Genomic DNA, 14,265 nt, shown 5'->3' on the forward strand with positions numbered 1-14,265 from the left:
ACGGCAAGATGGGAACCGTGGAGACAGAAGCGACCACCCCGGACGACGTGTCCGCATCGTTCCGCGCCTCGGCTGCGGACCTGCTGGCGCGGGCTCCGTCCGCGGTGCGCCTCGCCACGGAATTCCCACGCGCCGCTCTCGGAGTACAGCTGATGCTGGCGTCCGTGCCCCTGCTGCCGAAAACGGCAGTAGGGGACGGGCATCCGGTGCTGGTGCTGCCGGGGCTTTCGGCGAACGACACCTCGACGCTCGCGCTGCGGCAGTTCCTACGGCTGCGTGGGTTCCGGCCGTACGCGTGGCATCTTGGCCGCAATGTCGGACCGACCGCCGCGGTACGCGCCGAACTGCCGGTCGCGCTGCAGCGCATTGCGCGTCGCAACCGGTCGAAGGTGTCGATCATCGGCTGGAGCCTGGGCGGCATCTACGCCCGCCAACTGGCCCACGAATTCCCCGACTCGGTACGGCAGGTGATCACCCTCGCCACTCCCTACCGGCTGCAGCGTTTCGACCAGTCGCGCGCCGATTCGATCTACACCCGTTTCAGGCACCTGCACGCCGTCGACGAAACGCAGACGACGGCCACCGGCCGCAGCGCCTTCCCACTGAGCGTGCCGACCACCTCCATCTACTCGCGGGAGGACGGCATCGTTGCCTGGCAGCACTGCATCGAACCTCCGACCGACCACTCCGAGAACATCAGGGTCTGTTCGAGCCATCTCTCGATCGGGTTCGACCCCCACGTCCTCTTCGCGATCGCCGATCGCCTCGCGCAACCCGAAGGAGACTGGCAGCCCTTCCGGCCCCCGAGTCTCCTGCGCCCCTTCTTCCCCCGTCCCGACAACCCACATGGAGCAGCCGATGTCGTCGCTTGACACCTCCCTTCCGCAGTTGGCGCAGAAGTGGGGTGGTGAATATCGATCGATCGATCTCGACGGTCCCGTTGCCTACATCGACTTCGGCGGACCCTCCGACGCGGTGCCCTTCGTGTTGGTGCACGGGCTCGGCGGCATGGCGCTCAACTACGTGCTCCTCGCGCCGTACCTGCGCGAGGCCGGCTACCGCGTCTACGCAGTCGATCTTGCCGGGCACGGTCTGACCCGGGCGGTCGAACGCAGTTCGTCGGTGCGCAACAACGCCAAACTCGTGCGCCAGTTCATCGAGGAGGTCCTCGGCGAGCCCGCCGTCGTTGCCGGCAACTCCATGGGCGGGCTCATCGTCTCGATGCTCGCCTCCACCCACCCGGACGCCGTGCGTGGCGTGGTGCTGCTCAACCCCGCCATGCCGGCCCCGCGGCGCTACCCCGGGCGCCAACTCGCCTCCCTCCGATCGCTCATCACGCCGGCGGCGCGCGGCGTCGTGGGCAAGGCCCGCAAGCGTCCGATCACGCCGGAGGCGGAGATCGAGCACACCATGCGCCTCTGCTTCGCCGACTGGACCATCCGCGACCAGGAGATGTTCGACGCCCATGTCGACATGGCCAAGGCGCGGCGCAGGTTTCCCGAAGCCTTGGCAGCCCTCGGCGTCGCTGCGCGCACGATGTTCCAGGAGACAATCGCTCACCGCGCCGTCATGGACCGCTACCACCGCATCAAGGCACCGGTGCTGCTGATCCACGGCACGCACGACCGGCTGGTCGACATCGAGGCGGCGCGCTGGGCGAAGAAGGGCAACCCGCGCTGGCTCTACGCCGAGTGGGACGACACAGGGCACGTGCCGATGATGGAACACCCCGAACGCACCGCCAAGACCATGCTCTCCTGGGTGGAGTCGCACGGCATACTCGCTGCATGAAGCAACTCTCGCCGATGGATTCGGCGTTCCTGGCTCTCGAGACGGCCACCATGACCGGCAACATCAGCAGCCTGTTGATTCTCGATCCCAGCGACGTCGACGGCAAGTTCGACCTGGCGCGTTTAACCTCGTTCGTGGCGACCCGGATCGAACGCGTGCCGGTCTTCCGGCAGCGGCTGGCGACCGTGCCGCTCGGGCTCGACCGGCCGTACTGGGTCGATGACGACCGGTTCGACCTGTCGTACCACGTGCGCGAGAGTGCCCTGCCGTCTCCGGGTGAGATGAGCCAACTTCTCGAACTCGTGGGACGACTGCAGGAGCGTCCCCTCGACATGAGCCGTCCGCTCTGGGAGACCTACCTGATCACCGGTCTGCCTGACGACCGCGTGGCGATCTTCACCAAGACCCACCACGTCGTCATCGACGGGATGTCAGGCATGGAGGTGCTGGGCGCCCTGATCGACCTCGACCCGGACGCTCCGGCCGGTGAGGCGGCGGTCTTCGAGCCGCGATCGGCGCCCTCCGGCGCAGGCATGGTGGCACGCTCGCTGGTGCACCTGGCCGGACGGCCCGGGGACGCGTGGACCATCGCCACCGGGCTGGCCCGCTGGCTACCGGGACTTGTTGCCCTTACCGCCGCGAAACCGCGAAATCCGTTGCAGCGCAAACCTTCCCAGCAGAGTCAGGCAGGAGACTCGTTGCCGGTTCGCACGCCGGTCACCTCTTTCAACGCGAAGATCTCGCGGCGCCGCCGCGTCGGGGTGACCGACCTGCCGCTCGCTGATATCAAGCAGGTGAAGACAGCCTTCGGCACATCGGTCAACGACGTCGTGATGGCCGTTGTCGCCGGGGCGCTGCGACGCTGGCTGCTGCACGACGGCGGAGTGTTGTCGCAGCCGTTGGTGGCGATGGTGCCGGTCGCGGTGCACTCACCCGATCGTTCGACGCAGGGCAACTACGTGACCGCGATGTTGGCGACGCTGCCCACCCATCTGGACGACCCGCTGCGCCGGCTGAAGCGCAGCAGCAAGTTCAGCAAGGCCGCCAAGCGCAGCGGGGGAGCGGTACCACCGAACGTCCTGGTGTCGGCGATGGAGTTCGCGCCGCCGATGATCCTCGGCGCGGCGAGCCGGGCTGTCTGGGACGGCGGGCTCTTCCGGGCGATGCGGCCCTTCAACCTGGTGATCTCCAACGTCCCGGGCGGCACCCAGGACGTCTACCTCGCCGGTGCCCGGTTGGAACGCATGTATCCGGTCTCCGTCGTCGCGGACGGCATGGGCATGAATGTGACCCTGCTCGGGCACAAGGACACCTTGCATCTTGGCATCACGACGTGTCCTGAACTCGTGCCTGATCCGCAGCAGATCTGCGACTGGGCCCGCGAAGAACTGCAGTTGCTGCTCGAGGCATCGACGGCGTAACCCGTAGCTCAGGTCGGCCGGTTGCCTTGTCCGGAGGGTGATGCCTGACATGCTGCACTCATGCATTTCATCGGTGTCGATCTGGCCTGGGGCGAGAAGAGCCGCACCGGCGTCGCCGTCATCGACGATCACGGTGTGCTGCAACATCTTTCGTCGGTGATCACTGACGAGGAGATCGCAGCAGCGGTCACGCCTTATCTCTCCGACTGGGCGGTTGCGGGCATCGATGCTCCTTTGGTGGTCACGAACGAGACGGGCACTCGTCGGGCAGAGAAGCTGCTCAACCACGACTTCGCGAAGTTCGACGCGGGAGCGCACCCGGCCAACCGCACCAACCCGGCATTCACCGAGCGTCCTCGAGGTGCCCGGGTCTGTGCCTTGTTGGGGTTCGCCATCGACCCGTCATCCAGCGCTCCGCGACGCGCAGTCGAGGTCTACCCACACGCCGCCACGGTGGCGTTGTTCCGCCTCGGCCGCACGCTGAAGTACAAGAACAAGCAGGGGCGCTCGGTCGACGACATGCGCACCGAATTGCTCGCCCTGACCCGGCTGGTGGAATCGCTGTCGTCCGCCCAACCCGCGGCGCACGTCGCGCTGAACACCGAGTGGCGTGAGTTGGTCGCTTCCATCGAGGGGGCGTCGCGCAAGTCGCAGTTGCGGATGGCCGAGGACCAGGTCGATGCCGTCATCTGTGCCTATGTCGTCTATTACCGCGAGCACCGCCCAACCGATGTCGTCACCTACGGGCAATATCCGGACGGCTACATCGTCACCCCGCGCCTGCCGGCTGATCTCGTGCCCTCGCCCCGACCACCGCGTGCAGCCCAACACGTCGAGGTGGTGCGTCGCGCGACCCGGCGTTACGCCGGCACCTACCCCCTCCTGCGTCGGGCGGCGGACGAGGCGAGCGCCGTGGTCGTCGGCATCCTCGACGAAGCCGGCCTGAACTATCTGAGCGTCACCGGGCGGGCCAAGTCGATCGAGTCGTTCGCCGAGAAGGCCGGACGAATGGCTGACGGAGTGCCGCTCTACGCCGACCCGATCGCACAGATCGGCGACACCATCGGGCTGCGCGTCATCACCTACGTCCACAGTGACGTTGCCGCCGTGGCGCAACTGCTGGCGTCCGAGGCCGAGGTGCTCGACGACCGCGACATGGGGCAGGAGACCGCCAGCGAAGGACGCTTCGGGTACGCCAGCCGGCACCTGCAGATCCGTTTGGCCCCGGCGGATCAGGCCGTGCACCCGGCGGTGGGTGATCGTCCGGTGCAGGTGCAGATCCGCACGGTGCTGCAGCACGCGTGGGCGGAGTTCGAGCACGACATCCGTTACAAGGGAACGGTGCCCGACGAATACCGTTCCGACTTCGACCGCCGGTTCAGCCTGGCTGCGGGTCTGCTCGAACTCGCCGATCAAGAGTTCTCCACGATCCGCGAACGCCTGCGCAGCGGGGTCCACGAGGTGCCCGAGGCGCAGCCCGAGGAAGACCCGCGGATCAGCCCGCGCGAGCTGGCAGCGTTCCTGGCCGGTCAGTACGCCGACTCCAGTTGGTCGCGTCCGGAGCACTACGCCTGGATCGCCGGGCTCGTGCTCGAGCTGGGCATCACCTCGCTGGCGGAGCTGGCGGAGTCGATCCGGGCGGTCGACATGTCGGTGATCGATCACCGCATGGGTTATCGCAGCGTGCCGGGTGCTGTACGCCGACTGGACGACGCCCTGCTGGTCGCGCACGGTGAGCGATACATTGCGCTGCACGACAATGCGCATCGGGTTGACCGGTTGAAGGCTCGACTGGTCAAGATGACCAAAGCCGCCTGATCCATCTCGTCACCGACCCGGCCCGCCGAGCGGTGATCTGTGCGTGAACCTGTGGGCCGGGCTCAGTAGGATCGGCGGTCAAGAAGTCGGTCCGCGTCGCTCGCTGTTGCGTGTGGCTCCGCGGATCGGCCATCGACAAGGGGATACTCACATCATGCGCCGTCACGCCACGCTCGCTGCCCTGGCCGCCTCCTGCCTGCTGGCCGGCTGTTCACTCGGATCCGGCGAGTCGGGTGGCTCTGCGTCCACCACCGGTGGTGGCAAGGGCTCGTCGTCCAGTTCGAGCGGTGCGGGTGGCACGACCTCCGAGGCAGGCCCGAAGGTCACCGGTAAACCTGTCACTTTGACCATTGCGGCGTCCGGCGACATCCTTCCGCACCCCGGTGTGCTGTCGACGGCCCGCGCGAACGGGACGGGCGGCAAGTACGACTTCAACCCGATGTTCGCCCAGGTGGCACCGATCCTGAAGAAGGCCGATCTCGCGATCTGCCAGCTTGAGACGCCGCTGAGCAGCAATGACACCAATCTGTCGCTGCGGGTGGCAGCCACTGCGCCGATCATCAACTCGCCGCACACTGTGGCCGACGCGGTGAAGAACGCTGGTTTCGACGGGTGCAGCACCGCGAACAACCACACCTACGACGCCAAGGAAACCGGCATCCAGCAGACCCGCAACGAGATGGACCGGGTGGGCCTGAAGGCCTCCGGGCCGGCGCCGGATCCGAAGGACCAGACGGCGGTGTACGACGTGAAGGGCGTGAAGGTCGCCCAACTCTCGTACTCGTTCACGTTGTCGAACGCGATCGGTGACCAGGTGTTCGTCCCGGCTGCCGTGCCGTGGATGAAGGACAACATGTACGAACTGCGCGGTGTCGAAGGCCTGAAAGCCGACGCCAAGCGGGCACGCGACGCCGGTGCCGACTTCGTCGTGGTGTCGATCCACTGGGGCATCGAGCAGACCCGACAGTTGTCGCCCGACCAGTTGCGCATCGCCCCTGCGCTGTTGAACTCCGGGATGGTCGACTACATCATCGGCAATCACCCGCACGTCGTGCAGCAGTGCGCCAAGATCAACGGCCGGTACGTCGTCTACTCCAACGGAAACATGCTGTCGCAGCAGGGGCCGTCCGTCGGTTTTGCTCCGATGGCGCAGGACGGCGTCCTCACCACCGTCACGTTGAGCCGAGACAAGGACGGCAAGACCTCCCAGAAGCTCACGTACAACCCGACCTATGTCGATCACAACGGCTACGTCATCACGCCGGTCAGCCAGACGAAGAACCCCGCGTCCTACCAGCGCACCGTCGAGGCGATGCGCGGTGACGGGTCGTGCGACGCGACCCCGGCCGGCTGAGTTCGGCTCGATTCATCGGCCGGGTGCAGGCCGTTTTCCCTCGTCGGATCGCGGCCATCGTCGTCGCGATTCCACAACTTCAATGATTGACCTGTCCGATCGGGTGACTCCTCCGTCTTAGTGGATGGAAGAGGTGAACTGATGAAAGCCGAAGAAGAAGAACAGTTCAGGCTGTTCGTCCTTGAAGCGGGACCCATGCTGCGCCGCATGCCGGTTGCTGTCTGCCGCGATCCGCATCGCGCGGACGACGCCGTTCAGCCCGGGCGGACGAACTGCGATCCTGGCTGAAGGCAATCAACATCGTTCGCAGCGTCGTTCCCCACCACGGTCGCCTCTGGAACCGCGCGATCGGCATGAAGCCGCAGCTCAACCGGCGCAAGGGCGATCCACTCCTCGATCACGCCCGCGCTCGCGTAGACCGCGTCTACGGCACACTCGCAGTCATCGCGTACCTGCTGCGCCACGACGACCGACACGGCCTCGTCGGCCAGCTGCGCCACACGCTAGAGCAGTTCGCCTCGATCCGAACTCAGAGTCCGGACATGATGATGCTGCCGGAAGACTGGCAAGACTTGGAGCTTTGGTCTCGCCCGGTAGCGATCAGGGAGTCGCAAGCATCAGCCGAACCCCTGTCAGGCGTTAACCGAAGACCAAAGTCAACCATCAGGCGAAGTAACTACTCGCTGGGAATGCGGCAGCGTCTCGACAAGCTTTTGGTGCCCCCGGCATGATTCGAACATGCGACACCCGCTTTAGGAGAGCGGTGCTCTATCCCCTGAGCTACGAGGGCGGGGGCCGGTGTGCACCGGCCGTAGCAGTGTAGATGCTGGCTGGGCGCTCGCTGAATCCAACCAGCGAGCGCCCCGCCAGCTCAGAGATCGGTGAGTTTGTCGGCCAGGTCGGGCTTCGTCTCCGGGTGGATGTCGTCCCGTGCCTGTTCGACGGCGTACTTACCTTCCGGGGTCAGTGGCTTGACCGATTCTGGGTCGAGATCGCCGGTGCGCAGGTCGATCTGTTCGCCGAGGTAGCGCAGCGTGACCGCGACGGTCGCCGCCACCGGCACCGCGAAGAAGGCACCTACGATGCCGAAGAGCTGACCACCCAGGGCAATACCCAGCAGGATGAGCGCGGGATGCAGCGCCATCGAACGGCTCTGCAGCAGCGGCTGCAGCACGTGTCCTTCGATCTGCTGCACGAGCACGACGATCAACAGCACCAGCAGTGCCGTCGTGACGCTCTTGGTCACCAGCGCCACCAGCACCGCCAGCGAGCCGGCGACGAAAGCACCGACGATGGGTATGAACCCACCGAAGAAGGTGATGATCGCCAGCGGGATCGCGAGCGGCACCCGCAGCGCGATCAGGCCGATACCGATGAAGGTGGCATCGACCGCGCTCACGATCGCCTGGGTGCGAATGAATCCGCACAAGGTCTGCCACACGCGGTTGAGCAACTCGGTCAGGTGTGCGCCCGCCCCCCGGCCGGCCACCGAGCGGAGCCACGGCAGGAAGTTGGGGCCGTCCTTGAGCATGAGGAAGGTCAGGATGGCCGCGACCAACAGGGTGACCAGGATTTCGCTGGCGACCGACACGCCGGAGAAGACGCCCGAGGCGATCTTGTCGCCGGAGGTCTGCAGTTTGTCGGTGACGGCCTTGACGGCGTTGTCGATCTGATCGGGCTGCACGTTGAACGGCGGACCCTGCAACCAGTCCTGCACCTTGCGGACGCCGTCGATGGAGTTCTTGGTGAGCTCAGGCACTTGGGACGACACCGACGGCGCCATGAGCGCGAAGATGCTGCTCACCACCGCAATCGAGGAGAGCAACACAGTGGCGGCGGCTGCGGCCGGACGGAAGCCGTTCTGGCGCAGCCAGCGCACCGGCGGCCACAAGACCGTCGACACGGTCAGGGCGAGGAAGACCGGGAGCAGCGCCGACCAGAAGAGCCCGATGATCTTCAACGAGACCCACAACGCCGCGAAGATCAGCAAGCCGCGCAATGCCCAGCTGGAGGTCCACCGCAGCCCGCGTCCGATGACCATGCCCCGGTCGACACCTTCGTTCGGGGTGCGGACGACGGGGTCTTCCGGCGTGGCGGGGCGCAAACGTCCCCGCAGGCGCGCAGCACCGGTCGCGGGCACCGCGTCGTCCTGGCTGGCTGCCTTGTTCGCGGCGTCGTCAGAACGCCCCATGCGCGGAATGCGCAACTTTCCCACCGTCAATCTCCTCGGTTGGCACTGCTGGATTACGTCGGCGTCATCACCCAACCAGCTTGGAGGGCTCGTCGGGGACGCCGCGCTGAACCGACAGGTAACCTTCTCATCGATGACCTCGCCCGTTGCTCCGCAGAAGCGTTCAGTGCCGCGCCGCCGCCGTGTCGCCGCCGGTGCGGGATTGCTCGCGCTTGCGCTCGGTTCCACCGCTGCGGTCGCGGGGATGACCACTGCCGCCGATTCGACCGCCTCCTGTGCCGCCCCCGCAAAGGTGAGTGTCGCCGTCGCTCCCGAGTTGTACGGCACGGTCGCCGCGCAGGCGCAGGAACTCGCCAAGAACCCCGCGGTCTGCGCGCAGTACGTCGTGACCCGCGCGTCAGGTGAATCGACCAACAAGGCGGTCAAGGCCGGCGGCACGGGCATCCCTGACGTGTGGATCCCCGACTCCTCGGTGTGGGTCGACGACGCCACCGCCACCCTGGGCGCCGGCTGGGTCAGCAGCAGCGGTTCGATCGCCAGCTCACCGATCGTGATCGGGGTGCCGGACGCACAGAAGGCACTTCCCGGCCTGGACACGGCTGCTACCTGGGGCGAGGTGATGGCCGCCGGACAGCTTCCGGTCTCGCTGCAGAACACCGGGGCTTCGGCGTCCGCGCTCGAGACGCTGGCAATGGCCAATCGCACCGCCACCAACCGGGAAGACCGCACTAACCTCTTGCGTGCAGTCATCAGGTTGAGCCGGTCCACCCTGTCGCCCGAGGGTCTGGCCCAGCGAGCAGCAGCCGGCCCCCATCAAGCGCGTGCCTACCCGCTCTCGGAGCAGCAGCTGATGGCCTTCGACAAGGCCAACCCGGGTAAACCGATGCGGGCATTGGTGCCGGACGAGGGCGCACCGAGCCTCGACTATCCCTTCGTGCGGCCGATCAAGGGCAGCGGCGCACCGACGACGGCGACGGACGCCCTCCTGGCCGCGCTGCGTTCGCCGGCCGCAAAGACCAGCCTGGAGAGCGCCGGTCTGCGCGTTCCCGGCGGACAAGCTCCGGCCGGCTCGCCTCTACCCACCGATCTGCGTGCTGCGCGCACCCCGAGCCCGACGGAGAACGTCAGCTCGGTGAAGTCGTGGAACGACCTCGCCAAGGACGCCCGCATGCTGGTGCTGGTCGACGTCTCCGGATCGATGAACATCGAGGTGAGCCCGGGGCAGACGAGGGCCGACCTGCTGGGCAACACCGCCAAGCTCGCCTTGAACGCGCTGCCCGGCACCACGCAGATCGGTGCCTGGGCCTTCAGCACCAACCTCGACGGCAGGGGGAAGGACTACCTGGCGATGGTGCCGAATGTCGCGGAGATCGGGAACACCCCTGCAGGCATCAAGCACAAGAACGAACTCATCACCAAGCTCGGTCTGCTCCCGGGCCTGGTGGCGCGCAACGGCGACACCGGTCTGTACGACTCGATCTGGGCGGCGTATCAGTCGGCGACCAAGACCTACCGCGACGGTTACGTCAACTCGATCGTCGTGCTCACCGACGGCAAGAACGACGATCCGGGCGGCGGCCTGTCATTGCAGCAACTGCTCGGCAACCTTCGCAAGGCGTACAACGCCGACAAACCGATCAAGATCGTCGCGATCTCCATGGGTGACGAAACCGACCCGGAGGCGCTGAAGCAGGTCGCGAAGTCGACCGACGGTCTTTCCTACGTCACCAAGAACCCCGCAGAGATTTCGACGGTCTTCGTCGATGCCTTCCTGCACCGAAGCTGATGGGCTCCGCACCGTTCGCGCCTGACTCCTCGGTGGGTTATATCGAGCAGTGGCGCCGTGAGCTGGCCGAACTCGGTGGCGCCAACACGTTGCTGTGGTTCGACGACCACGGGCGCGGGGTGCTCGACCTGACCGGTGCCCACCCGGCGGGCACTGCGCGCTTCTTCTCCTCCGGCAGCGCTCGCCTCTCGGAGTTGGTGCGCGAGTCGTACGCCTATTCCGAAGCAGCCCGCCGGGGTCGATTGATCCGCTCCAAATCCGTTGAGCTGCAAGAGGATCGCGGCATCGACTCCTGCTGGCTCGGCATCGGGCTCGCGCACTGGGAGGTTCGTGGTGCCGGACGCCGCCCGCTGGCTCCGGTGCTGCTGCGCAGAGTGCGCATGCGGCCGGTGGTCGGGCACACCGATGACCTTGCCCTGACGCTGGACAGTGACCCGGGCGTCAACCCCGCCTTTGTGGCTTACCTCTCGGGCGAACACGGCGTCGAACTGGACGTCGAGGCGCTCGCTGCCTTGGCCAAGGCCGGCTCCGCGTCCGACCCGCGCAAGGTCTTCGAGGAGATCGCCCGGGCGTGCGAGTCGGTGCGGGGCTTCGCGATCGATCATCGCTTCGTGATCAGCACCTTCAACGTCAGCAAGACCGATCTCGTGGCCGACCTGATGGACCCCGGTGCGCTGGCACCGATGCATCCGGTGGTGAGCGCCCTGTGCGCAGACCCGGAGGCGACCGACGCGGTGCGGGCCGTGCCGCCGCCGGTCGACCCGACCGGGGTGCAGAGCGCCCCGGCCGTCCTGCCGATCGACTCGGCCCAGCGGGCTGCACTGGACGCCGTCCTGGCCGGGGCTCATCTGACCGTCTCAGGAGCACCCGGCACCGGCAAGACGCAGACAATCGCCGCGCTCATCGCCGAACTCGCCGCGCAGGGGCGTCCGATCTTGCTGGTCAGCCACAAGCTGGCCGCCATCGAGTCGGTGCAGCATCGTCTTGCGCAGGTCGGGCTGGACGATCTGGTCATGCACCTCGGCGACGGTCGGCCGGGTCCTGAGTTCGAGGCCTTCTTCAACCGTCGCATCCAGGAGGCGGTGGCGGCGGAGGGCGCGCAGGTCGATTCGTTGCCCGAACCCGATGTGACCGCGGCGAGATTGCAGGCGCACCACGAGGCGATGCATGCTCCGCAGCGGCCCTGGGACGTGTCGCTGCGGGAGACGATCGAGAAGATCACCGAACTCGGCCACCGTCGGCCGGCGCCCCACTCACGCGCGCGTCTGTCGTCCGATGACCTGCAGGCGATGTCGCCGACCCAGCGGGACGAGGCCGGACGCCGCCTGCTCGGTGTGGCGCGGGCCGGCGCGTGGTCGACCGGTCCAGAGGGTGACCCGTGGTACGGCGCGACGATCGTGGGCGAGCAGCAGGCAGAACGCGCTCGCACCAGCGTCGCCGAACTGGCCGAAGGCCGGTTGGCTGCACACCGCGCACTCATCGAAGAACTCTTCGACCAGGTGGGTCTGCCGACTCCGTCCACGATGCGCGAGGAGGAGGACTGCCTCGACCTGATCCGTCAGGTCGAGACGACGCTGGAAGTCTTCCGACCCGAGGTTTTCAGCGCTCCTTTGGCAGACCTCGCCGCCGCCACCGGTGCACGTGGTTATCGCCGGGAGCACGGCCAGGCACTGGGAATTATGGAGCGTCGAAGGTTGGTGTCGCAGGCCCAGGGCCTCCTGCGTCCTGGCCCCCGCCCTGGTCTGCACGGTGTGCTGGTGCAGGCCGAACGTCAGCGTCGACACTGGCGCTCTCTCGCCGGTGGCGGTGCCGTTCCGGCGGTCGCCAAGGGCCTGGGTGAGGCGCTCGATGCCCACGAACGACTGCGGGAGGAACTGGAGTGGCTCACCGGCCGCTTGGAGACGACCGCCGACGGCGGTGACCTGCTCGACCGCTCCTTCGATTCCCTGCAGGCGCGCCTGTCGCGGTTGCACCGCGCGAGTGACCGTCTCGCCGTCCTTCCGCAGGTGTCCCACGATCTCGACACCCTGCGGGCACAGGGCCTCGGCCCGCTGCTGGACGACCTCGCGATGCGCCGCGTGCCTGCCGAGGAAGTGGTCGCCGAACTTGAATTCATCTGGTGGACATCGCTGTTCGACCAGTTGTCGACGCAGCTGGACGGGCAGGTGATCACCGCCAGCGACCAGATGTCGAAGCTGCTGGATGACCTCGCGGCGGAGGACGACGTCGCCCGGAGCCGCCACGTCGCGCAGGTGCGAGCCAAGGTCGATGAGCGCGTCCGCTTCGTGGTGCGCAACCTGCCCGAGCAGGTGCGCGCCGTGCAGCAGGGGTTGCATCAGGGCAGCAGTCTGCGCGAGCTGCTGCCGCATGCACCCGAGTTGCTCATGGCGTTGATGCCGTGCTGGGCGATGAGCCCGCTGCTGGTGCCGGCCCACGTGTCCGGCGGGGTGTGGTTCGACGTCCTCGCGATGGACGAGGCGAGCTCGGTGTCGACCGCGGAGGCGATCCCGGCGGTGCGACGGGCCACGCAGACGGTGCTCTTCGGTGACGAACGCCTGTTGCAGCCGCGTCCATTCGCCGTCGATGCCGGCCGCGAACCCGCCACCCGCCACGCCTCCTCAGTCTTCGAGGAACTCATGCCGCTGGTGCCCGCGGTGGAGCTTCGCACCCACTACCGCTCGCACGACGCGAGATTGTTCGAGTTCGCCAACCTGCAGGCGTACGCGGGCCGGGTGCAGGTGTTCCCTGCGAGCGACGCCGAGCGTTGCGTCCGACTGGACGTCGTGCACGGTGAGGCTCCGGCTGCTTCGGAGATCGATCAGGTGGCCGAACGGGTGGCGGCGAATGCCGCGTCGCCGACACCGCGATCGATGATGGTCGTGACGCTGACCGAGGAGCATGCCGAGCGGATCCGTTCAGAACTCGCGCGTCGCGCCCGCAGCGATGCCCCGCTCGCGCGCTTCATGGAAGCTTCCGTCGCCGAACCCTTCGTGGTGCGCACCGCCGAACGCGCCCAGGGCTTCACCCGCGATGTAGTGCTGCTCAGCACCGGGGTGCGGGTGGACGACACGGGTGCACTGGCCGGCGCTGCGGCACGAGCGTTGGAAGGGGAGGTCGGCGACCGCCAACTGCTCGTCGCCACCACTCGGGCGCGCCGGTTGCTCGTTGTCGTTGTCGGTTTCGGACCCGACGAGGTGGCCATCGGCGCGCTGCGAGCCAAGGGCACCGTGATGTTCCGCGACCTGCTGACCTATGCGCAGATGGGCGGACCGAGCCCTTCCGAGACCCCCTCCACGCGGCAGTCGGCGCCCAAGCGTCCGAGTCGCCGCCGCCGGACGGCTTCCAGTGGCAGTGTGCTCGATCGACCGGTCGCGGCAGCCGCCCCAGCCACGCTCGGGCACGTACTCGCCGAGCTCGCCGAGCGGCTCCGGGCGGACGGTCTGTCGGTACGTCCTGACCGGGTGGTCGCTCGTCCGTCGCTCGATCTGGTCGTGGGACGCGGGGACGGTTCCGATCCGGCCCAGGTGGCGATCGACACCGACGGTGTCGCGCTCCAGGCGATGCACAATGTGCGCGACCGCGATCTGGTGCGGCCCGGGCAGCTGCGCCGACGGGGTTGGACCTACGAGCGGGTGCTGCTGCACGAGGTGTTCAGCGATCCGGCCCAGCAATTGGCCCGGCTGGCATCTGTCGTCGATGCACCTGGTGAAATGGCCGACCTGAACGGCGCGGGCGGCACGGACGACGGCGATGCCGACTGAGCCTCGCGGGCATCGACGGCCTCGCAGGGTGGTGCGGCCTGCCACCGGGGGAGTAGCCGGCCCCGAGCCCCGCGCCACCGAGGACGACTCGGAGCAGGAGTCGCAGGCAACGCGGGAACGCGAACACGAGCGCTGGCTGCGCG

General features: G+C 67.4%; 10 protein-coding genes and 1 tRNA gene. 9 read left to right on the top strand and 2 right to left on the bottom strand.

Annotation, left to right across the window (positions count from 1 at the left end; all coding sequences use genetic code 11):
- The first annotated feature begins 17 nt into the window (after nucleotides 1-17).
- From J5M86_RS02930 to J5M86_RS02960, 7 genes are all read left to right on the top strand, one after another.
- Nucleotides 18-872 (top strand): triacylglycerol lipase, encoded by an 855-nt coding sequence (locus J5M86_RS02930; RefSeq protein ID WP_208965089.1) that lies wholly within the window; start codon nucleotides 18-20, stop codon nucleotides 870-872.
- Nucleotides 859-1,791 (top strand): alpha/beta fold hydrolase, encoded by a 933-nt coding sequence (locus J5M86_RS02935; protein ID WP_188059593.1) that lies wholly within the window; start codon nucleotides 859-861, stop codon nucleotides 1,789-1,791. Before J5M86_RS02930 ends, J5M86_RS02935 begins: the two co-directional genes overlap by 14 nt.
- Nucleotides 1,788-3,212, top strand: a complete 1,425-nt coding sequence (locus tag J5M86_RS02940; protein ID WP_188059592.1) for a wax ester/triacylglycerol synthase family O-acyltransferase — start codon at nucleotides 1,788-1,790, stop codon at nucleotides 3,210-3,212. The genes J5M86_RS02935 and J5M86_RS02940 overlap by 4 nt, the downstream gene beginning before the upstream one ends.
- A gap of 60 nt (nucleotides 3,213-3,272) precedes the next feature.
- Entirely contained in the window at nucleotides 3,273-5,030 is a 1,758-nt protein-coding gene (locus J5M86_RS02945; protein WP_188059591.1) for a DUF429 domain-containing protein, read from the top strand.
- A gap of 154 nt (nucleotides 5,031-5,184) precedes the next feature.
- A complete protein-coding gene (locus J5M86_RS02950) occupies nucleotides 5,185-6,384 on the top strand; it encodes a CapA family protein (RefSeq protein WP_188059590.1) in 1,200 nt (399 codons plus the stop codon).
- Nucleotides 6,385-6,525: 141 nt separating this feature from the next.
- Nucleotides 6,526-6,672: a hypothetical protein gene (locus J5M86_RS02955; RefSeq protein ID WP_188059589.1), complete on the top strand. Its 147-nt coding sequence runs from the start codon at nucleotides 6,526-6,528 to the stop codon at nucleotides 6,670-6,672.
- Nucleotides 6,673-6,737: 65 nt separating this feature from the next.
- Entirely contained in the window at nucleotides 6,738-7,115 is a 378-nt protein-coding gene (locus J5M86_RS02960) for a hypothetical protein (protein WP_188059588.1), read from the top strand.
- On the opposite strand, the gene J5M86_RS02965 is transcribed toward J5M86_RS02960, so the two are convergent.
- Both J5M86_RS02965 and J5M86_RS02970 read right to left on the bottom strand, forming a co-directional pair.
- Nucleotides 7,099-7,174: transfer RNA gene (locus J5M86_RS02965), tRNA-Arg, on the bottom strand. The two genes, J5M86_RS02960 and J5M86_RS02965, sit on opposite strands and share 17 nt — an antisense overlap.
- Before the next feature lie 81 nt (nucleotides 7,175-7,255).
- Nucleotides 7,256-8,599 carry an AI-2E family transporter gene (locus J5M86_RS02970; protein ID WP_244328453.1) on the bottom strand — a complete coding sequence of 448 codons (1,344 nt, stop codon included), beginning with the start codon at nucleotides 8,597-8,599 and terminating at the stop codon, nucleotides 7,256-7,258.
- Nucleotides 8,600-8,708: 109 nt separating this feature from the next.
- Between J5M86_RS02970 and J5M86_RS02975 the strand changes: the two genes are divergently transcribed.
- A complete protein-coding gene (locus J5M86_RS02975) occupies nucleotides 8,709-10,361 on the top strand; it encodes a substrate-binding domain-containing protein (RefSeq protein WP_188059587.1) in 1,653 nt (550 codons plus the stop codon).
- Complete coding sequence (locus tag J5M86_RS02980; protein ID WP_188059586.1) at nucleotides 10,361-14,122, top strand: AAA family ATPase; 3,762 nt, start codon at nucleotides 10,361-10,363, stop codon at nucleotides 14,120-14,122. The genes J5M86_RS02975 and J5M86_RS02980 overlap by 1 nt, the downstream gene beginning before the upstream one ends.
- Nucleotides 14,123-14,265 lie beyond the last annotated feature (143 nt).

Source organism: Yimella sp. cx-51 (assembly GCF_017654605.1).
In the GTDB taxonomy this organism is placed as follows: Bacteria; Actinomycetota; Actinomycetes; order Actinomycetales; family Dermatophilaceae; genus Yimella.